The organism is Rhodanobacter sp. UC4448_H15 (genome assembly GCF_052978265.1).
Genome location: NZ_CM129665.1, coordinates 1,229,551 through 1,247,880, shown reverse-complemented (window position 1 = coordinate 1,247,880; position 18,330 = coordinate 1,229,551). Strand labels below are relative to the sequence as shown.

General features: G+C 67.4%; 16 protein-coding genes. 12 read left to right on the top strand and 4 right to left on the bottom strand.

Annotated features, from left to right (window positions below; genetic code table 11):
- The first annotated feature begins 128 nt into the window (after positions 1-128).
- From ACVCMI_RS05505 to ACVCMI_RS05470, 8 genes are all read left to right on the top strand, one after another.
- Complete coding sequence (locus ACVCMI_RS05505) at positions 129-1,523, top strand: M20/M25/M40 family metallo-hydrolase (protein WP_447097131.1); 1,395 nt, start codon at positions 129-131, stop codon at positions 1,521-1,523.
- A 151-nt stretch (positions 1,524-1,674) separates the two neighbouring features.
- Entirely contained in the window at positions 1,675-2,025 is a 351-nt protein-coding gene (locus tag ACVCMI_RS05500; RefSeq protein WP_447097132.1) for an HVO_A0114 family putative DNA-binding protein, read from the top strand.
- A 121-nt stretch (positions 2,026-2,146) separates the two neighbouring features.
- Positions 2,147-2,680, top strand: a complete 534-nt coding sequence (locus ACVCMI_RS05495) for a hypothetical protein (protein WP_447097133.1) — start codon at positions 2,147-2,149, stop codon at positions 2,678-2,680.
- A gap of 74 nt (positions 2,681-2,754) precedes the next feature.
- Positions 2,755-3,144 carry a hypothetical protein gene (locus ACVCMI_RS05490; RefSeq protein ID WP_447097134.1) on the top strand — a complete coding sequence of 130 codons (390 nt, stop codon included), beginning with the start codon at positions 2,755-2,757 and terminating at the stop codon, positions 3,142-3,144.
- A gap of 557 nt (positions 3,145-3,701) precedes the next feature.
- Positions 3,702-5,303: a peptide chain release factor 3 gene (locus tag ACVCMI_RS05485; protein WP_447097135.1), complete on the top strand. Its 1,602-nt coding sequence runs from the start codon at positions 3,702-3,704 to the stop codon at positions 5,301-5,303.
- Positions 5,304-5,366: 63 nt separating this feature from the next.
- Entirely contained in the window at positions 5,367-6,263 is an 897-nt protein-coding gene (locus tag ACVCMI_RS05480) for a CPBP family intramembrane glutamic endopeptidase (protein ID WP_447097136.1), read from the top strand.
- Positions 6,264-6,337: 74 nt separating this feature from the next.
- Positions 6,338-9,172 carry a response regulator gene (locus ACVCMI_RS05475; RefSeq protein ID WP_447097137.1) on the top strand — a complete coding sequence of 945 codons (2,835 nt, stop codon included), beginning with the start codon at positions 6,338-6,340 and terminating at the stop codon, positions 9,170-9,172.
- Between the two features lie 131 nt (positions 9,173-9,303).
- Complete coding sequence (locus ACVCMI_RS05470; RefSeq protein WP_447099484.1) at positions 9,304-10,308, top strand: diguanylate cyclase domain-containing protein; 1,005 nt, start codon at positions 9,304-9,306, stop codon at positions 10,306-10,308.
- Between the two features lie 18 nt (positions 10,309-10,326).
- On the opposite strand, the gene ACVCMI_RS05465 is transcribed toward ACVCMI_RS05470, so the two are convergent.
- From ACVCMI_RS05465 to ACVCMI_RS05450, 4 genes are read right to left on the bottom strand one after another with little or no spacing between them, the layout of a single operon-like run.
- Positions 10,327-10,797: a hotdog fold domain-containing protein gene (locus ACVCMI_RS05465; protein ID WP_447097138.1), complete on the bottom strand. Its 471-nt coding sequence runs from the start codon at positions 10,795-10,797 to the stop codon at positions 10,327-10,329.
- A complete protein-coding gene (locus ACVCMI_RS05460; protein ID WP_447097139.1) occupies positions 10,794-11,183 on the bottom strand; it encodes a hypothetical protein in 390 nt (129 codons plus the stop codon). Before ACVCMI_RS05460 ends, ACVCMI_RS05465 begins: the two co-directional genes overlap by 4 nt.
- A 3-nt stretch (positions 11,184-11,186) precedes the next feature.
- On the bottom strand, positions 11,187-13,658 hold the full coding sequence (locus ACVCMI_RS05455; RefSeq protein ID WP_447097140.1) for an acyl-CoA dehydrogenase: 2,472 nt from the start codon (positions 13,656-13,658) through the stop codon (positions 11,187-11,189).
- 17 nt (positions 13,659-13,675) lie between these two features.
- A complete protein-coding gene (locus tag ACVCMI_RS05450; protein WP_447097141.1) occupies positions 13,676-14,575 on the bottom strand; it encodes an alpha/beta fold hydrolase in 900 nt (299 codons plus the stop codon).
- A gap of 113 nt (positions 14,576-14,688) precedes the next feature.
- Here ACVCMI_RS05450 and ACVCMI_RS05445 point away from each other — a divergent pair, with 113 nt between their 5' ends.
- The 4 genes from ACVCMI_RS05445 to ACVCMI_RS05430 all read left to right on the top strand — a co-directional run bounded on the left by ACVCMI_RS05445 (position 14,689) and on the right by ACVCMI_RS05430 (position 18,320).
- The gene (locus ACVCMI_RS05445) at positions 14,689-15,267 is read left to right on the top strand and encodes a TetR/AcrR family transcriptional regulator (RefSeq protein WP_395116579.1); all 579 of its coding nucleotides are present in this window, start codon (positions 14,689-14,691) and stop codon (positions 15,265-15,267) included.
- A 122-nt stretch (positions 15,268-15,389) separates the two neighbouring features.
- Positions 15,390-17,174 carry a phosphoenolpyruvate carboxykinase (GTP) gene (locus ACVCMI_RS05440; RefSeq protein WP_447099485.1) on the top strand — a complete coding sequence of 595 codons (1,785 nt, stop codon included), beginning with the start codon at positions 15,390-15,392 and terminating at the stop codon, positions 17,172-17,174.
- 175 nt (positions 17,175-17,349) lie between these two features.
- Positions 17,350-17,895, top strand: coding sequence for an RNA polymerase sigma factor (locus tag ACVCMI_RS05435; protein ID WP_395116577.1), 546 nt, complete (start codon positions 17,350-17,352; stop codon positions 17,893-17,895).
- Positions 17,892-18,320: a hypothetical protein gene (locus tag ACVCMI_RS05430; protein WP_395116575.1), complete on the top strand. Its 429-nt coding sequence runs from the start codon at positions 17,892-17,894 to the stop codon at positions 18,318-18,320. Before ACVCMI_RS05435 ends, ACVCMI_RS05430 begins: the two co-directional genes overlap by 4 nt.
- The last annotated feature ends 10 nt before the right edge of the window (positions 18,321-18,330 follow it).

Genomic DNA, 18,330 nt, shown 5'->3' with positions numbered 1-18,330 from the left:
CGCCGATGGCACCAGCCGCGCGGCGGCAAGCTTAGCACGATGGCGCGGGCACCCAGGCGGCAGATGCACGCGCGCGGGCCGCCGCGCATACTCGGTGCTTCGTTCATGACGTCGACAGGGGATCTCGCATGAAGGGACCACGAGCACTCGGACCCGCCGCGGCCACGCTGGTTTTCTGCGCCGGCATCGGCATGGCCCATGCCGGCAGCGCCGCCGAGGCACAGCCCGAAACCATGGCCATGCTGAAACACGCCATCGGCATCCACACCGTCGAAGGGCAGCACCAGGTGCCGGTGCTGGCCGCGTATCTGGCGGACAAGCTCAAGGCCGCCGGTTTCCCCGCCGGCGACGTCGAGATCATCCCGGTGGGCGAAACCGCCGCGCTGGTCGCACGCTACCGCGGCACCGGCGAAGGCAAGCCGATCCTGCTGTCCGGGCACATGGACGTGGTGGCGGCGAACCGCAAGGACTGGACCCGCGACCCGTTCACCCTGATCGAGGAAAACGGCTACCTCTACGGCCGCGGCACCGCCGACATGAAGACCGCGGTGGTGGTGCTGGTCGAGACGCTGATCCGGCTCAAGCGCGAAGGCTTCCAGCCGCGCCACGACCTGATCCTGCTGCTGTCCGGCGACGAAGAGACCGCGATGGCCTCGACCCGCGAACTGGCCAGGCGCTATCACGACGCCGAATTCCTGCTCAACGCCGACGCCGGCGGCGGCACCCTCGACGCCGAGACCGGCAAGCCCTTGCTGTACCAGATCCAGGCCGCCGAGAAGACTTATGCGGACTTCCAGATCGCCCTGACCTCGCCCGGCGGGCACTCCAGCGAACCCGGCGCGGACAACGCGATCTACCGGCTGGCGCGCATCATCGACCGCGTCGCCGCCCACCAGTTTCCGACGGAAAGCAACGAGATCACGCTCGCCTCGCTGCGTGCCCTCGGCGCCCACATCCCCGGCCCATTGGGCGCGGCGATGACCCGCTTCGCCGCCCATCCCGACGATGCCGCCGCGGCGGCCACCATCTCCGCCGACCCCGCCTACGTCGGCCAGATCCGCACCACCTGCGTGGCAACCATGCTCAACGGCGGCCACGCGCTCAACGCGCTGCCGCAGCGCGCCAGCGTCAACATCAACTGCCGCATCTTCCCAGGCACCTCGGTCGACAGCATGCGCGACACCCTGGTCAAGGTGATCGACGACAAGTCCGCCAGCGTGACCCGGCAGTCGTCCACGCCGGTGGCCAACTCCGCCTCGCCGTTGCGCCCGGACGTGATCGCCGCCGTCACCGCCGCCGTGCACCAGCGTTTCCCGGGCGTGGACGTGGTGCCGAGCATGTCCGCCGGCGCCACCGACAGCAAGCACTTCCGCAACGCCGGCGTCCCCAGCTACGGCATCGATGCCGCCTTCACCAAGCCCGACGACACGTTTGCGCATGGACTCAACGAAAGGCTGCCGGCTTCGGAGGTCGAGGCGGGGCTGGAGTTCTGGCATCGGGTGCTGACGCAGCTGGCGAAATGAGGTAGATAGCAGAGCTGGCGTAATGTCGGCTCCCGACCGTAGCGAACACTCGAAAATTCACCCTGACCCGGGTTTCTGACCCGGGTTTCTCACAGCAACTGCCAGAGGATTTCTTCAACGAAGTCGACCGCGTACTTGAGGAAATGAAGTCATGAAAAAGCTGGTCATCGGCATCGCCTCCCAGCAAGCCATCCGCGCCCGCGCACTGGCCGTTGCACGCGGCGATCATCGGCCACGCCCCGGCGAGCCGAAGGTCTGGTTCACCTCCATGCGCTCGCTGGCCGAAGTGTTGTCCGACGACAACCGCGCGTTGCTGCGTGTCATCCGGGAACAGAAGCCCGCGTCACTGAGCCAGCTCGCGGAACTCACCGGCCGCGCACCCAGCAATCTTTCGCGAACGCTCAAGACGATGGAACGCTACGGCCTGGTCGAGATGCGCCGTACGCTGCGCAACGTGCAGCCTGTAGCCACGGCCAGCGAGTTCGTGATTCAGGCCGCGTGAGGTCGACGATTTAAATGAACTTGACCTCTTTGTTTGGCCGACCTTGTTTTCAGAGCCTAAGCAGGACGATTACTGATCGACTTTTCTACAGCTAGGTTAGCTACCAATAAGGGAGAAGGTATTGTCCACAATTACTGTTCGATCAGAAACCCAACGCAATGCAGTTGCCAACGAGGTTTCTGCACTAATCGCCGTCGTGCGCCCGATTTTAGAAGGCTTACTCCATAGCCTTAAAGAAGATGTGACTGAAGAAGTCGGCGGCCTCAACGACGTTAAGCTGAAATTGCTTCCCCGACTATATCGCGCCGGTGACGGAGACTGCGGAATCTGCTTTGAATACGCGGTCCACGACGCCGTAATGAGGAGAGATGCGGACGTCCTGCAGCGTGTCGAAGACGCCTTGAAGCAATGTCGTGTTCCCGGCACTGCTTACCAGTCAATACTTTTCGGGGCCGAGAAGAAGGGGGCTAGCCAGCTCATTGCTACAGCCGAAGAACTATTGACTGATGACTCACGTCTTCTCACTGGCAAACGCTCACAGCCACCGAAGTTGAAGGGTTATCTGAACACTCTTGCTGCCGCATTTCGCCGCCCAACGACTCGTTTATCGCTCCCAACGAGTATCAACGGACTCTGGAAGGCAGACCTTTTTTAGGCACAAGTGACGGTGATAGATACGTAGGAACCACCGTCAAGATCAATCAAGCACAGTTAGAGGCTGCAAACGGCTTGCGCGTCGGCATTGTCCCGGCGAGCCAAGGCGGATCAGATCGCATCAGAAAAGATGAAAAGCGAAATCTAATTGTCTGCCCGCTCCCTTACGACCAGTCATTTATGGAGGTATTTTTCAGCGCGTGGGGGATAGTCCAGCAGTTCGTTCATGCAGATGCTCAGATGCCCAAGGATGTGGCGCTACCCATCCCTTCACACCGACAGGTTTGTCGAGAACTAGTGACTCGCCGCGAATTTCCGGTCGTTGACGTGATCCAAGCTCTTCTGCCGCTTGCGCAACCGGAGTTGCTTATTACAGACAAAAGTACGCAGAAGCAGACGGTGATTGGCTCCGGCGCTCTGCTTCTGGATGGTCTTATTTCACCAGTACCGCGGCGCGTCAGCTGATAGTTAGTAATTTAAGCGGGATCTCGACTAAAAACTCGGGCCAGTGTCTTTTGAGCAGCTGCTTTTGACCGAGCTGAAACACTCGCACACTGGCGAATGGTGCTCAAAGCATGGGCTCTGCCGCTCGGCTCTTCCGCCAACGCGCAGCGGTGGCGCGCCGCTCTACCCGGGGCCCCTGTGCGGCGGTGAGGCGGGGTCGACAGGCCGCGTAGCGGGCGAGGCCATGGACGGCCTCGCCTTTTCGCGCGGGCAGGAGCCCGCTCGAAAAGCCCGGCCCCGACTCACGGACTTGCCGCCCATGGATGGGCGGCAAGCGCCAAGCGGGGTGGCCTTTCTCTTTGGTTACTTTCTCTTTGGCCACGCAAAGAGAAAGTAACTCGGGCGCCGCAGGCGCACGAAAGCTCTTCGCTTTGCATCATCAGACCAAAAGGCAACAGCATCGCCCGCGAGCGGGCTCCTACAATGGAGCCGCGGGCTGGTTGCCGCTGCAAAGGAGCCGAGCCGCACCCCCGATCCACGCTACAATTACCGGTTCGCGCTCCAGCCGACCCGCCTCCATGCTCTCGCATCTCCAAGAAACCCGCCGCCGCCGCACCTTCGCCATCGTCAGCCATCCTGACGCGGGCAAGACCACGCTGACCGAGAAACTTCTGCTGTTCGGTGGCGCGATCCAGATGGCCGGCTCGGTGAAGAGTCGCAAGACGTCGCGCAGCGCCACCTCGGACTGGATGGCGCTGGAGAAGGAGCGCGGGATTTCGGTGACCTCGTCGGTGATGCAGTTCCCGTACGACGGCAAGATCGTCAACCTGCTCGATACGCCGGGACACGCGGATTTCTCCGAGGACACCTACCGCGTGCTGACCGCGGTGGATTCGGCGCTGATGGTGATCGACTGCGCCAAGGGCGTGGAGGAGCGCACGATCAAGCTGATGGAAGTGTGCCGGCTGCGCGACACGCCGATCATGACCTTCATCAACAAGCTCGACCGCGAAGGCCGCTCGCCGATCGAACTGCTGGACGAGGTGGAGTCGGTGCTGGGCATCGCCTGCGCGCCGCTGACCTGGCCGATCGGCATGGGCAAGCGGCTGAAGGGCGTGTACCACCTGGCGCTGGACGAGGTGCACATCTTCGAGCAGGGCAAGAATTTCACGCGGCAGGATTCGACCATCTTCAGGGGCCTGGATGCGCCTGGGCTGGAAGAGAAGATCGGTGCCGAGGCGATGCGCGAGCTGCGCGAGGAACTGGAGCTGGTGCAGGGCGCCGCGCCCTCGTTCGACCTCGACGAGTACCTCGCCGGCCGGCAGACGCCGGTGTTCTTCGGCTCGGCGGTGAACAACTTCGGCGTGCAGCTGCTGCTGGATTTCTTCGTCGAGCATGCGCCGTCGCCGCGACCGCGCGCCACCACCTCGCGCGAGATCGAGCCGGAGGAGGAGAAGCTCTCCGGCTTCGTGTTCAAGATCCAGGCCAACATGGACCCGGCGCACCGCGACCGCGTGGCCTTCATGCGCGTGTGCTCGGGCACCTATACGGCCGGCATGAAGATGATCCAGACCCGCACCAACAAGGAGGTGCGCATCGCCAACGCGATGACCTTCATGGCCAGCGACCGCGAGATCGTCGAGACGGCCTACCCGGGCGACGTGATCGGCCTGCACAACCACGGCACCATCACCATCGGCGACACCTTCACCGAGGGCGAGCTGGTCACCTTCACCGGCATCCCGAACTTCGCGCCGGAGCTGTTCCGCCGCGCGCGGCTGCGCGACCCGCTGAAGATGAAGGCGCTGCACAAGGGCCTGGCGCAGCTCTCCGAGGAAGGCGCCACCCAGTTCTTCCGTCCGCTGATGTCGAACGACCTGATCCTCGGCGCGGTCGGCGTGCTGCAGTTCGAAGTCGTCGCCTACCGGCTGAAGGACGAGTACAACGTCGACGCCAGCTTCGAGCCGGTCGGCGTGAGCACCGCGCGCTGGGTGCACTGCGACGACGAGAAGAAGATGGAAGAGTTCCGCGAGAAGAACGCGATGCACCTGGCCATCGACGGCGCAGGCGAGTTGGTCTACATCGCGCCGACCCAGGTCAACCTGCAGCTCGCGCAGGAGCGCTGGCCGCAGGTGCGCTTCGCCGCCACGCGCGAGCACGCCGCCTCCGTGGAAGCCTGAGCAGCCCACTGGCCAGCACGCCGGCGCGCCGCTACCGTGGGCGCTCGCACGAGGGGAGGCTGCATGCAGCAACAGACACTGGCGTTTTCCACACCGGTCGCGGCACCACGATGGCAGCGCTGGCTGCTGTTTTCCCCGCCGGCGCGGATCGCGATCTTCGTGGCCTGGCTGGTGGGCTTCATGATTGCGGTGCAGTTCGTCTTCTTCGCGCTGGGCCTGGGCAAGGACACGCCGGTGCTGCGCGACCTCGCGCAGTTCGCCGCGCGCGCGCTGGTGCCGCTGGCGGCGTACCTGATCCTGGTGAAGCAGATCGAACGCCGGCCGCTGATCGAGCTGGCGCCGCGCACGCTGCTGCCGCAAGGCCTGCTTGGCGTGCTGATCGGGCTGGTCCTGTTCAGCGCCGTGGTGGCGGCCTTGTGGCTCGCCGGCAGCTACCGCGTGGAGGCCATCCGCGCGGATGCACCCTGGCTGGGCGCGCTGCTGGTGGTGGGCCTGGGCGCCGGCATCGGCGAGGAGATCGTGTTCCGCGGCGTGCTGTTCCGCATCGTCGAGGAAGGCCTGGGCACATGGTGGGCGCTGGCCGTGTCGGCCCTGCTGTTCGGCGCGGTGCATATCGCCAACCCCGGCGCCACGCTGTGGAGCTCGGCGGCGATCGCCATCGAGGCGGGCCTGCTGTTCGGCCTGCTTTACCACGTGACCCGCTCGCTGCCGGTGTGCATGGGCGTGCACGCGGCATGGAACTTCGCCCAGGGCACCATCTACGGCATCCCGGTGTCGGGGTCGCGGGCGGAAGGCTGGCTGGTGTCCACCCGCAGCGGCCCGGACTGGCTGAGCGGCGGCGTGTTCGGCGCCGAGGCCTCGGTGGTGGCACTGGGCCTGTGCCTGGCGTGCGCGATCGGACTGCTGTACGTGGCGCGGCGGCACGGCTCGATCGTGCCGCCGATCTGGCGTCGACGCTGAGCCGGTGACCGCCGCGCGCCAGCGCTCACTCCGGACATGCGGCAGACGCCGCGGCGAACTGCGATGATTCACGCATGCCCATGACCCGCTCGCCGCACACCTGGCTGGCCGACCGGCCGCTGCAACACAAGATCATGCTGGCCATCGGGCTGCTGCTGGGCTTGTTCCTGCTGTCCGCAGCGATCAGCCTGCGCTCGCTGCGGCAGCAGGAGGTCGAGCGCGGCTGGGCGATCCACACCTACAAGGTGCTGCTGCAGCTCGATCACGTGCTGCAGTCGGTGCAGGCCGGCCAGGTCGGCGCGCGCGGCTATCTGCTGACCCGCGACACCGCGCAGCGCGAAGCGTTCGACAGCGCCACCCGCGAACTGCGGGCCGCCCTCGCCCGGCTGCGCGAGCTGGTGCCGGACAACCGCCTGCAGCTGTCGCGCATCGACCAGGTGGAAGCCATGACGGCGCTGTGGCAACGCGAGTTCCGCAGCAAGGTCCTCGACGCCCCGGCCGGCTCGCCGACGAACGATCCCGCGCAGGCGGCGCTGCCGCGGCTGCGTGCCCAGTCCGACTACCTGCAGCAGCGCAGCATCGGCATGCGGGAGGTCAAGAGCGTCATCGCGCAGATGACGCTGGACGAGGAACGCCTGCTGTCCACCCGCAGCCGGCGCCTGGACAAGTCCATCGCGGTCACCCGCACGGTCAATGTCGTGGCGGCGTTGCTCGCCATCGTGCTCGGCCTGGCGGTGATCGTGCTGACCCTGCGCCTGATCACCCGCCCGCTACGCAGCCTCACCAGCCAGCTGACCCGGCTGGCGAACCACGACCACGATTTCGAGATCCACCGGCTCGATCGCCGCGACGAGATCGGCGAGATCACCCGCGCGCTGCAGGTGTTCAGGCAGATGTCGATGGACACCCAGGCGCAGAGCTGGATCAAGGAGCAGGTGTCGGCGATCTCCCACCTGCTGCTGCAGGCCACCACGCACAAGGAGTTCGCGCAGTGGCTGACCCGCGCCCTGCTGCCGCTGTGCAAGGCCGACGTGGGCCTGTTCTATTCGTACGACGACGCGCGCCGCCGGCTCGATCTGATCGGCAGCTGCGGGTTGCGCCCGAACCACCGCGTGGCCGAGCAATACCTGCCTGGCGAGGGCCTGGTCGGGCAATGCGCGAGCGAGCGCCAGGCGATCGTGCGCGACGACGTGACGGCCGCCGAGCTGTACCTCGGCGCCGGCGACGGCGAGGCGCCTTCCACTCACCTGGCGATCCTGCCGGTGCTTTATCGCGACACCCTGATCGGTGTGCTGGAGCTGGCCAGCTCCGGTCCGCTGACGCCGCTGGCGCGACAGATGCTGGAGGAGCTGCTGCCGCTGGTGGCGCTGAGCCTGGAGAACCTCAATCGCACGATCAACGTGGAGGACCTGCTGCTGCGCACGCAGGAGCAGGCCGACGACCTGCGCGTGTCGGAGCTGGTGATGCGCCAGCAGAAGGAGGTGCTGCGCATCAACAACGACGCGCTGCAGGCGAAGACGGTGGAACTGGAGGAACAATCCCGGCGGCTGATCGCTTCGAAGGAGGAACTGCGCCTGCAGGCCGGCGCGCTGCAGGCGTCCAACGAGGAACTGCGCGCGACGACCGCCAGCCTGAACCGGCAGAAATACGTGCTGGAGGATCTGCAGCAGGAAACCGCCGACAAGGCCGCCGAGCTGGCGCGGGCCAGCCAGTACAAGTCCGAGTTCCTCGCCAACATGTCGCACGAGCTGCGCACGCCGCTGAACAGCCTGCTGATCCTGTCGCGCGACCTGGCCGACAACGCCGGCGGCAACCTGGACGCGGAACAGGTCGAGTCGGCGCGGGTCATCCACGACGCCGGCAACAGCCTGCTGCATCTAATCAACGACATCCTCGACCTGTCCAAGATCGAGGCCGGCAAGATGGAGCTGGTGATCGACGAGTTGCCGCTGGCCGAGCTGGCGCAGCGGCTGCGGCGCACCTTCGGCCACGTCGCCGCGCAGAAGTCGCTGGGATTCGCGCTGGAGATCGCGCCGGACCTGCCGGTCATCCTGCGCACCGATGGCGCGCGGCTCGAACAGATCGCCAACAACCTGCTCGGCAACGCCTTCAAGTTCACCGCCGCGGGCGCGGTGACGCTGCGCATCGGTCGTCCCGACGAGGCGATCGGGATTCCCGAACCGCTGCGCGGCCAACCGCTGCTCGCACTGAGCGTCGAGGACAGCGGCATCGGCATTCCCGCCGACAAGCTCGAGCGCATCTTCAACGCCTTCGAGCAGGTGGACGCCGGCACCAGCCGGCAGTTCGGCGGCACCGGCCTGGGCCTGGCCATTTCGCGGCGGATGGCGCGGATGCTGGGCGGCGACCTGCTCGTGCGCAGCGAGCCGGGCCGCGGCAGCCGCTTCACCCTGTTGCTGCCGGAACAACCGCCGGCACTCGCGCCGGCCGCCGCGACGGACGATGCGGCCGCGTCGCGGCCACCGGCACCCGCGCCTCGCGCCGCGGGCAGTCGCGCGCCGGCGCACGGCAACGAACTCACCGGCCACCGCGTGCTGCTGGTGGACGACGACATGCGCAACCTGTTCGCGCTGTCCAAGGTGCTGCGCGGCTGGGGCATGCAGGTGAGCCTGGCGCAGGATGGCGCCAAGGCGCTGCGCATGCTGGCCGAGGATTCCGCGCCGGAACTGCTGCTGATCGACATCATGATGCCGGACATGGACGGCTACGAAATGATCCGCGCGCTCCGCGCCCAGCCGCACCACGGCGCCTTGCCGATCATCGCGCTGACGGCCAAGGCGATGCAGGGCGACCGCGAGAAATGCCTGGTGATGGGCGCCAGCGATTACCTGTCCAAGCCGATCGACCTCGACCTGCTGGCGACGACTCTGCTGGCGTGGCTGCGGCGCTGAAGCAGCGCCCCTCGCGAGCCCGCGGCGACTGGCAGCCCGGGGAAACGCAGGCGCCGGATTCGACCGTCTTCACACCGGTGGCCAGGCGCAAGGGGTAAGGTAGGCGCATGACCATCCGTCGGGGGAGCACGATGCTGCCGAAGATCCTGGTCGTCGACGACACCGTCGCCAACCTGGTCGCCATGCGCCGCCTGCTCGCCCACAGCGGCGCCGAGCTGTTCGAGGCACGCAGCGGCAACGAGGCGCTGGCGCTGTGCCTGGATCACGAATTCGCGCTGATCCTGCTCGACGTCAACATGCCCGGCATGGACGGCTTCGAGGTGGCCAGCCTGCTCGGCGAAGCCGAGCACCTGCGCGAAACCCCGATCATCTTCGTCACCGCCGCCTACGTCGACGACATGAACCGGCTCAAGGGCTACCGCTCCGGCGCGGTGGATTACATCGCCAAGCCGATCAGCGACGTGATCCTGCAGTCGAAGGTGCGCGTGTTCCTGGAGCTGCATGCGTCGCGCACGAAGCTGAAGCAGGCGCTGGCCGAACTGGCCGAGCGCAATCGCCAGCTCGACCGCGAAATCGCCGAGCGGCAGCTGATCGAGGAGACGGTGCGCCACCAGGCCAGCCACAATCCGCTCACCGGCCTGCCCAACCGCATCCTGTTCCGCGACCGCCTGCACGGCGCGATCCAGCGCGCCAACCGCCACCACCGCCAGTTCGCGCTGGCCTGTGTCGACATCGACGGCTTCAAGGGCGTCAACGACGGCCACGGCCACGCCGCCGGCGACGCCCTGCTGCAGGAGATCGCCGCGCGACTGTCGAACCGCCTGCGCAGCAACGACACCGTGGCCCGGCTGGGCGGCGACGAGTTCGCGCTGGTACTGGAGGACATCGAGGACAGCCGGCCCGCGCTGCAACTGTGCGAGGAGCTTTGTTGCGCGCTGGGCGAACCCTACACGCTGCGCCTCAACGGCCACCCGATCGAGGTGCGCGTCGGCGCCAGCATCGGCATCGCGGCCTACCGCGCCGGCGCCGCCCCCGAAGCCGACACCGATGCCGCGGAACGATTGATGCAGGCCGCCGACCACGCCATGTACACGGCCAAGCGCGGCGGCAAGAACCGTTGCGTGCTGGCGGACTGACGGCGCGCGGGTGGCCGTTCAATCGCGCTTGCGCGGCGATACCCACATCAGCACGCGCGCACGGAAGACCGTCTCGCCCGCATCATCCACCACCTCCACCCTGACCGGCCATTCGTGACTGCCATCGGCGACGGGCATGGCCAGCTCGGGCGTGGCGACGCCGTGCATCGTGCCTGTCGCCTTCTTCAGGTACTCGACGCTCATGCCCTTGGGAATCCAGCGCATGTCCGCCGGCACGGTCGCCTCGGCCATCACGCCGGCGCCGAGTTCGGCCAGGCTGCACAGCGCGATCGCATGCACCGTGCCGATATGGTTGTGCACGCGACGGCGATCGGCGATGCGTATCTCGCAGCGACCAGGTTCCAACGCCACGAAACGCGGGGCGATGGTGGCGAAGTACGGCGCCTTGAGGCAGATCAGGCGTCCGAACAGCCACTTGCCGCCAGGCCGGCGGGACAGTTTGCGCCACAGCGCCAATGCCGTGCTCATGCGGCCAGCCCCGGAACCAGCGGCAGTGCGAACAGCACGGCGCCGAGCACGAACGAGGCCGTCAACGCATGCACCAGCAGGATGTTGTGGCGCAGGAACACGAACTGCTCCACCAGCCGCCCGACCCAGAACAGCGACATGCCTCCCAGCAGCGCGTGGCCCAGCGGCGTGCCCAGCAGATCCCGCGGCATCGCGAAACACAGGGTCGCCACGCCGAGGAACACGTAGATCAGGCGCAGGTTGAGGATCTGCGTGACGGCTCGTGTGCCCACGCCGGCCTGCTGCAGTGCGCCGGGCCAGCCGAACAGTTTCCAGAACGCCAGGTGGAACAGCGCGAATGCCAGGCTGTGCACGCCGCACAGGTAGACGATGACCTCGCCGCGCATGGCCTAGCCGCCCTGCTTCGCGCCCGCCGACGTGTCGGCGCGCGTCCTGAACGCACGCATCTCGTCGGTATCGAAATCGTCGACCGAGATGAACTCGAACACGCCCTCGCGCACGCGCCTGAGCAGCTCCGCCTCCGCTTCGGAAATCACCCCGGCCTGCTGTGCTTCGACGAGCTGGTCAAGATAGTCGTGCGAGCTGAACTGACCGGACTTGAGCGCCTTGCCGAACTTGCGGTCGACCGGCTCGGCGGCGATCACGTCCGGCAGCAGCGCCTTCATGCGGCCGATCGTGTTGTTCGGCGTGGGCGTGGTGTAGACCCAGTCGGTGAGGCGGTCGAGCGCCTCGTTCGGCGCGGTGAGCAGCGCGGCGACGCGGCGGCCGAGACGATCGGACGGCGGCACCTCGCGGCGGCCCAGTGGGAACACCAGGACGCGCAGCAGCCACGCCACCGGGCGCACCGGGAAATTGCGGATCGCGCCGTCCAGCGCATTCTGGATCAGCCACATGCACTCGTGGAAACCCCAGGCCAGGAACGGGCGGTCGGCTTCCGGCCGGCCGTTGTCCTCGTACTGCTTGAGCATGGCGCTGGCGATGTACAGGTAGCTCAGCACGTCGCCCAGGCGGGCCGACAGTTTCTCCTTGAACTTCAGCTTGCCGCCGAGCACGCCCATGAACACGTCGGCGCACAGCGCCAGCGCGGCGGAGTAGCGATCGAGCTTGCGATAGTAGCGGCGGGTGTAGGCATCGCCGGCGGCCTCGCCGATGCGCGCGCCGGAGAGGCCCATCGCGAAGCTGCGCACCGCGTTGGAGATGCCGAAGCCGAGGTGGCCGAACAGCAACCGGTCGAACGTCTTCAGCTGCTCGCCGCGGTCGGCGATCGACAGCGCCTGCATTTCCTTCAGCACGTACGGATGGCAGCGGATCGCGCCCTGGCCGAAGATCATCAGGCTGCGCGTCATGATGTTGGCGCCTTCCACCGTGATCGCGATCGGCACCGCCGACCAGCCGCGGCCGGCGTAGTTCTTCGGCCCGAGCTGCACCGCCTTGCCGCCGTGCACGTCCATCGTGTCGGCCGCCACCTGGCGCGCCCACTCGGTGGCGTGGTACTTGGCAATCGCCGAGGTGACCGCCGGCTTCTCGCCGCGATCGACCGCCGCCGCCGTGGCGCGCGACAGCGCGGCGGTGGCGTAAGCCAGGCCGCCGATGCGCGCCAGCGCCTCCTCGACACCCTCGAAGCGCGCCACCGCCAGGCCGAACTGCTTGCGCATGCGCGCGTAGGTGCCGGTGGCCAGCGCCGAGGCGCGCATGCCACCGGTGGCGTTGGACGGCAGCGAGATCGCGCGGCCCACCGACAGCACCTCGACCAGCATGCGCCAGCCGTGGCCGGCCATCTTCGGTCCGCCGATCAGCACCGACAGCGGCGCGAACACATCCTTGCCGTGCACCGGGCCGTTCTGGAACGGAATGTTCAGCGGGAAATGGCGGCGGCCGATTTGCAGCCCCGGCGTCGAGCGCGGCAGCAGCGCCAGGCTGATGCCCAGATCCTCTTCTTCACCCAGCAGGTGCTCGGGGTCGTACATGCGGAAGGCGAGGCCGACCACCGTGGCGATCGGCGCCAGCGTGATGTAGCGCTTGTCGAAGGTGAGCTTGAGTCCCAGCGTTTCCACGCCGTCGACCATCTGCTTGCAGACGATGCCCACGTCGGGAATCGAGGTGGCATCAGAGCCCGCATACGGCCCGGTCAGCGCGAAACAGGGGATTTCCTCGCCGACGGCGAGGCGCGGCAGGTAGTGGTTTTTCTGCTCGTCGGTGCCGTAGTGCAGCAGCAGCTCGGCCGGGCCCAGCGAGTTCGGCACCGCCACGGTCGAAGACACCGTGGCCGACATCGTGGACAGCTTCTGCAGCACCGCCGAGTGCGCCAGCGCGGAGAACTGCAGGCCGCCGTACTGCTTGGGGATGATCATGCCGAAGAACTTGTTCTTCTTGATGAACTCCCACACGTTCGGCGGCAGGTCGGCCAGTTCGTGCGTGATCTGCCAGTCGTCGATCATCGCGCACAGCTGTTCCACCGGGCCGTCCATGAAGGCCTGCTCCTCCACGGAGAGCTCGGGCCTGGGCTGCTTCAGCAGTTCATGCCAGTCCGGCTTGCCGGAGAACAGCTCGCCCTCGAAACCCACGGTGCCGGCTTCCAGCGCGGTCTGTTCCGTTTCGGAAAGCTTCGGCGTGACTTTCGCGAACATTTTCAGCAGCGGCGCGCTGATCTGCTTGCGGCGGAAGTCCACCATCAGCAGCGGCAGCGCGATCGCCAGCTCGATGAGGAGCAGGATCACCATCGTGGCCGGCGCGCGCACCAGCAGACCCACCACGAGAGTGGCGACGACGGTGACGATGGCCCAGGTACGCAGGCTGGTGCGGTGATAGGCGCAGACGCCGGAGGCAATCAACGCCGCCAGCAAGGTAAGCAACACGGACATCTCGACACCTCTCAGGGTCAGGGGGCGGCGCCGGCGGTACGCGGCGTCACGGGGATTTCAAGGTGGTGCACGTAGTGGATCACTTCATTGGCAAAGGCGTCATTGGCGTCGCCGGCCACCATGTGCGTGGCGTGCGCCAGCTCGACATGGCGCGCCTGCGGCACCAGTTGCAGGAACTCGTCCACGGTGCCGCGCGAGACGACGTCGCTGCGGCCGCCGGACAGCAGCAGCACCGGCACGTCGATGTTCGCCGCCGCGGCCAGCAGGCGCGGCTGGTAGCGCTCGCTCTCCTGCACCAGGTCGCCGGCCAGCAACGCCGGGTCCCAATGCCAGCGCAGCCGGCCGTCGGCACCCTCGCGCAGCAGCGGCCGCAATTGCTCGGCGCTCTTGCGTTCGCGCCGCTGCGGCAGGTAGGCGGCTACCTGCTCGGCCGCGTCGGCATAGTTGGCGAAGCCGTCCGGGTGTGCCTGCATGAAGGCCAGGATGCGTTGCACGCCTGCGGTTTCCCAGCGCGGCGTGATGTCGACCAGCACCAGCGCACGGAACGGTGAGGGTCGCCGTTCGCCGGCCAGCACGATGCCGAGCAGGCCACCCATCGAGGCGCCCACCAGGATCGGTGGCTGCGGCTGCGCGGCGGCCAGGCGCAACAGGTCGTCGGCGAACTGGTCCATGTGATAGCCGGTCGCGGCGTCCACGCGATCGCTCTCGCCATGACCGCGGGCGTCGAACGTGACGCAGCGGCAACCCGTCCGGGCGAGCGCCGCGGCGGCGGCGTTCCACGCCCCGCGGGTCTGGCCGAAGCCGTGCGCGAACAGCAGGCCCGGCGTCCCCTGCGGGTTCCAGGTTTCCACCGCCAGGCGCAGGTCGCCTGCAGCGACGCGTTCGACGGTATGGGGCATCGGGATCGGATTGACCATACGGGAGAGTATGGATTGCCTGTGCGATGGCCGTCAACCGCTCGCCGGGCCGCGGCGCACGCCGATGGACGCCGCCCCATTACAAATGCCCGGGCTGTCGCTACCATACGGACATGAATGTCAGCAGCAAGCCGGAACGCACGCGCCTGTCGGCCGAAGATTGGGAACTGGCCGCCCTGCAGATGATCGCCGACCAGGGCGTCGGAGCTTTGGCAGTGGAAGCCCTCGCGCGCCAGCTCGGGGTGACCAAGGGCAGCTTCTACTGGCATTTCCGTACCCGCGAAGCGCTGCTCAATGCGGCCATGGAACGCTGGGAACAGTACGGCGAACGCGAGATCATCGGCCAGATCGAGCAGATCGCCGACCCGCGCCAGCGCCTGCCCGAGCTGTTCCGCCGGGTCGCGCACGAATTGCAGCCGCATCGCGTCTATGCCGCGCTGCTCAAGGCACTGGACCATCCGCAGGTGGTGCCGGTGATGGCCCGCGTCTCGCAGCGACGCATGGAGTTCCTCACCACCGTGTATCGCGAGGCCGGCCTGCCGCCGGCGCAGGCACTGAACCGCGCGCGGCTGACCTATGCCGCCTACGTCGGCTTCCTGCAACTGAACTTCACCCTGGGCCTGCCGCGCCTGAGTCACGAGGAGTTCGACGCCTACGTCGAACACATGATCGCCACGCTCACCCCGGTGTAGCCCTGCGCAAACGGCCACGCGGCGCCCTCCGGCGCTGCCGTTGCTGCGCCCATCCTTGCAATACCAGTGCACGCAAACTACCGTGCCGCTTCCGTTTTTCAACAAGCCTTTCGAGGGACATGATGACCAGCAAGCTGGAAGCGCTTACCCAATGGGTCGACCAGGTGGCGGCACTGACCCGCCCGGCGCGGATTCACTGGTGTGACGGGTCGCAGGACGAATATCAGTCGCTGGTGCAGCAGATGCTGGCCGACGGCACCCTGATCGAACTGAACCAGACCACCCATCCGGGGTGCTACCTGCACCGCTCCGATCCGAAGGACGTGGCCCGCGTCGAGCAGCTGACCCTGGTCTGCCACCCCAAGCGCGAGGACGCCGGCCCGAACAACCACTGGATGGACCCGGCCGAGGCGCACGCCAAGATCGACGCGCTGTTCGACGGCTGCATGGAAGGCCGCACGATGTACGTGATCCCGTATTGCATGGGCCCGATCGACTCGCCGCTGTCGCGTTGCGGGGTGGAGATCACCGACAGCCCGTACGTGGTCGCCAACATGAAGATCATGACCCGCATGGGCGCCGCCGCGCAGGCGCGGATCGAGCGCGAAGGTACGTTCGTGAAGGGGCTGCATTCGGTCGGTGAGCTCGATCCCGAGCGTCGCTGGATCATGCACTTCCCCGCCGAACTCTCGATCAAGTCCTACGGCTCCGGCTACGGCGGCAACGCGCTGCTGGGCAAGAAGTGCCACGCGCTGCGCATCGCCAGCAACCAGGCGCGCACGGAAGGCTGGCTGGCCGAACACATGCTGATCGTCGGCATCGAGAACCCGCGCGGCGAGACGCACTACGTCGCCGCCGCGTTCCCCTCCGCCTGCGGCAAGACCAACCTGTCGATGCTGATTCCGCCGGAAGGCTACCGGCGAGACGGCTGGAAGGTGTGGACGGTGGGCGACGACATCTGCTGGATGCACCCCGGCGCGGACGGGCGGCTGTACGCGATCAACCCGGAAGCCGGCTTCTTCGGCGTGGCGCCGGGCACCAGCGACGCCACCAACCACAATGCCATGCAGAGCATCTCGCACGACACCATCTTCACCAATGTCGCCGTCACCGCCGACAACCAGCCGTGGTGGGAAGGCCTGCCCGGCACCCCGGTCACCGACTGGCAGGGACGTCCGTACGACCCGGCCAACGGCCCGGCCGCGCACCCGAACTCGCGCTTCACGGTCAGCGCGAAGCAGTGCCCGACCTGGTCGGAGCAGGCCGAGGCGCCGCAAGGCGTGCCGATCAGCGCGATCGTGTTCGGCGGCCGCCGCCCCTCGCTGCTGCCGCTGGTGATGGAGGCGCGCGACTGGAGCCACGGCGTGCTGATGGGCGCCGCGATGGGCTCGGAAACCACCGCCGCCGCCACCGGAGCGGTCGGCGTGCTGCGTCGCGACTCGATGGCGATGAAGCCGTTCTGCGGCTATCACTACGGCGACTACTTCGCGCACTGGCTGTCGTTCGACCAGCCCGGCGCGAAGCTGCCGAAGGTGTTCCACGTCAACTGGTTCCGCAAGGGCGCCGACGGCAAGTTCCTGTGGCCGGGCTTCGGCGAGAACCTGCGCGTGCTGGAGTGGATGATCGACCGCGCCGAAGGCCATGTCCAAGGCGTCGAGACCCCGATCGGCATCGTGCCGGCGGCCGGCGAACTGAAGCTGGAAGGACTGGCGCTGGAGCCTGCGCGACTGGACGAATTGCTCGCGGTCGACGTAGCCGGATGGCAGGCGGAGCTGGAAGCCATCGACACCTACCTGCAAACCTTCGCGCCGCGCCTGCCGGAGCGGTTGCGCCGCGAGCAGCAACGCGTGACGCAGGCGCTGCAGACCGATACCGCCAAGCCGGCGCGGCGGGCCGCCGTGTCCTGATGCACGCGCGAGTCCGGGCACGTACCGGACTCGCGACCGGGAAAACAACGCTCGTGGTTTTCCTCGCCGCTCCCGAAGGACGGGCCCGCGCGGCCCGTCCGCTTCAAACCCTTTCGCACCCCGCGGCATCCAAGCTGGCAAGATGATCGCCGCCTGCCCTGCCTCCGGAAGCCTGATGCCGCCTGTCTCCAGCGCCGCGCATGACGGCGACGACGTGCGCGCCGCAGCCGCGGGCGACCGTCGCGCCTTCCAGCGCCTGTACGCGCTGCACGTCGGCCGCGTCTACGGCGCGCTGCACCGGCTGGCCGGCTACGACCACGCGCGGGCGGAGGATCTCACCCAGGACGCCTTCATCCGCGCCTGGCAGAAATTGCCCGGCTTCCGCCACGAAAGCTCCTTCGGCACCTGGCTGTATCGCCTGGCGGTCAACGTGGCGCTGATGGACATCCGCGCGCGCGGCGCCGATCCGGTGCGCGTAGTGGACGACGAGCACCTGCCCGACAGTGGCGAGACGCCGTTCTGCGCGGCCGAGCGACACGAACTGGAACAAGCCATCGGCAGGCTGCCGCCGCGCGCCCGCGCCGTACTGGTACTGCACGACATCGAAGGCTGGCGGCACGAGGACATCGGCGACGAACTGGGCATGGCGGTGGGCACCTCGAAGGCTCAACTGCATCGCGCACGCCAGCTGCTGCGCAAGACGCTGGGAGAAAACGCATGAACGAATTCGAATGGCGCCGCCAGATGCGCGAGCTGCAGCAACCGCATGTGCCGCGCCGCGACCTGTGGCCGGCGATCGACGCGGCGCTGGACCAGGCCGTCGCCGATCCGCCCGCCCGGGCGACATGGCGGCGCATGCTGGCGGGCGCTGCCGTGGCGGCATCGCTGCTGCTGGTCGTGGGTATGGCTTGGCATCAGTGGTTCACACCCACCGCACCTGCCGAATCGGCCGGCACGACCCGCCAGGCCAGCTGGAAGCCCGCCGATCCGCGCCTGGCCGGCGCCGCCATCGAACTGGACGCCGCCCGCCTCGAACTGCAGCTGGCGATCGAACAGGCACCGGATTCCGCGGCACTGCAACGGCTCCTGCGCCACACCGAACGACAACAGGCGCAATTGCGCCAGCTGGCCGACCGCGCCGGCTGATGACCATCCG

Coding starts and splice junctions, on each gene's coding strand:
- ACVCMI_RS05480 (WP_447097136.1), top strand. CDS start 5,367: ATGCAGCAACAGACACTGGCGTTTTCCACACCGGTCGCGGCACCACGA.
- ACVCMI_RS05460 (WP_447097139.1), bottom strand. CDS start 11,183: ATGCGCGGCGAGGTCATCGTCTACCTGTGCGGCGTGCACAGCCTGGCA.
- ACVCMI_RS05455 (WP_447097140.1), bottom strand. CDS start 13,658: ATGTCCGTGTTGCTTACCTTGCTGGCGGCGTTGATTGCCTCCGGCGTC.
- ACVCMI_RS05465 (WP_447097138.1), bottom strand. CDS start 10,797: ATGAGCACGGCATTGGCGCTGTGGCGCAAACTGTCCCGCCGGCCTGGC.
- ACVCMI_RS05445 (WP_395116579.1), top strand. CDS start 14,689: ATGAATGTCAGCAGCAAGCCGGAACGCACGCGCCTGTCGGCCGAAGAT.
- ACVCMI_RS05470 (WP_447099484.1), top strand. CDS start 9,304: ATGCTGCCGAAGATCCTGGTCGTCGACGACACCGTCGCCAACCTGGTC.
- ACVCMI_RS05500 (WP_447097132.1), top strand. CDS start 1,675: ATGAAAAAGCTGGTCATCGGCATCGCCTCCCAGCAAGCCATCCGCGCC.
- ACVCMI_RS05505 (WP_447097131.1), top strand. CDS start 129: ATGAAGGGACCACGAGCACTCGGACCCGCCGCGGCCACGCTGGTTTTC.
- ACVCMI_RS05475 (WP_447097137.1), top strand. CDS start 6,338: ATGCCCATGACCCGCTCGCCGCACACCTGGCTGGCCGACCGGCCGCTG.
- ACVCMI_RS05430 (WP_395116575.1), top strand. CDS start 17,892: ATGAACGAATTCGAATGGCGCCGCCAGATGCGCGAGCTGCAGCAACCG.
- ACVCMI_RS05485 (WP_447097135.1), top strand. CDS start 3,702: ATGCTCTCGCATCTCCAAGAAACCCGCCGCCGCCGCACCTTCGCCATC.
- ACVCMI_RS05435 (WP_395116577.1), top strand. CDS start 17,350: ATGCCGCCTGTCTCCAGCGCCGCGCATGACGGCGACGACGTGCGCGCC.
- ACVCMI_RS05450 (WP_447097141.1), bottom strand. CDS start 14,575: ATGGTCAATCCGATCCCGATGCCCCATACCGTCGAACGCGTCGCTGCA.
- ACVCMI_RS05440 (WP_447099485.1), top strand. CDS start 15,390: ATGACCAGCAAGCTGGAAGCGCTTACCCAATGGGTCGACCAGGTGGCG.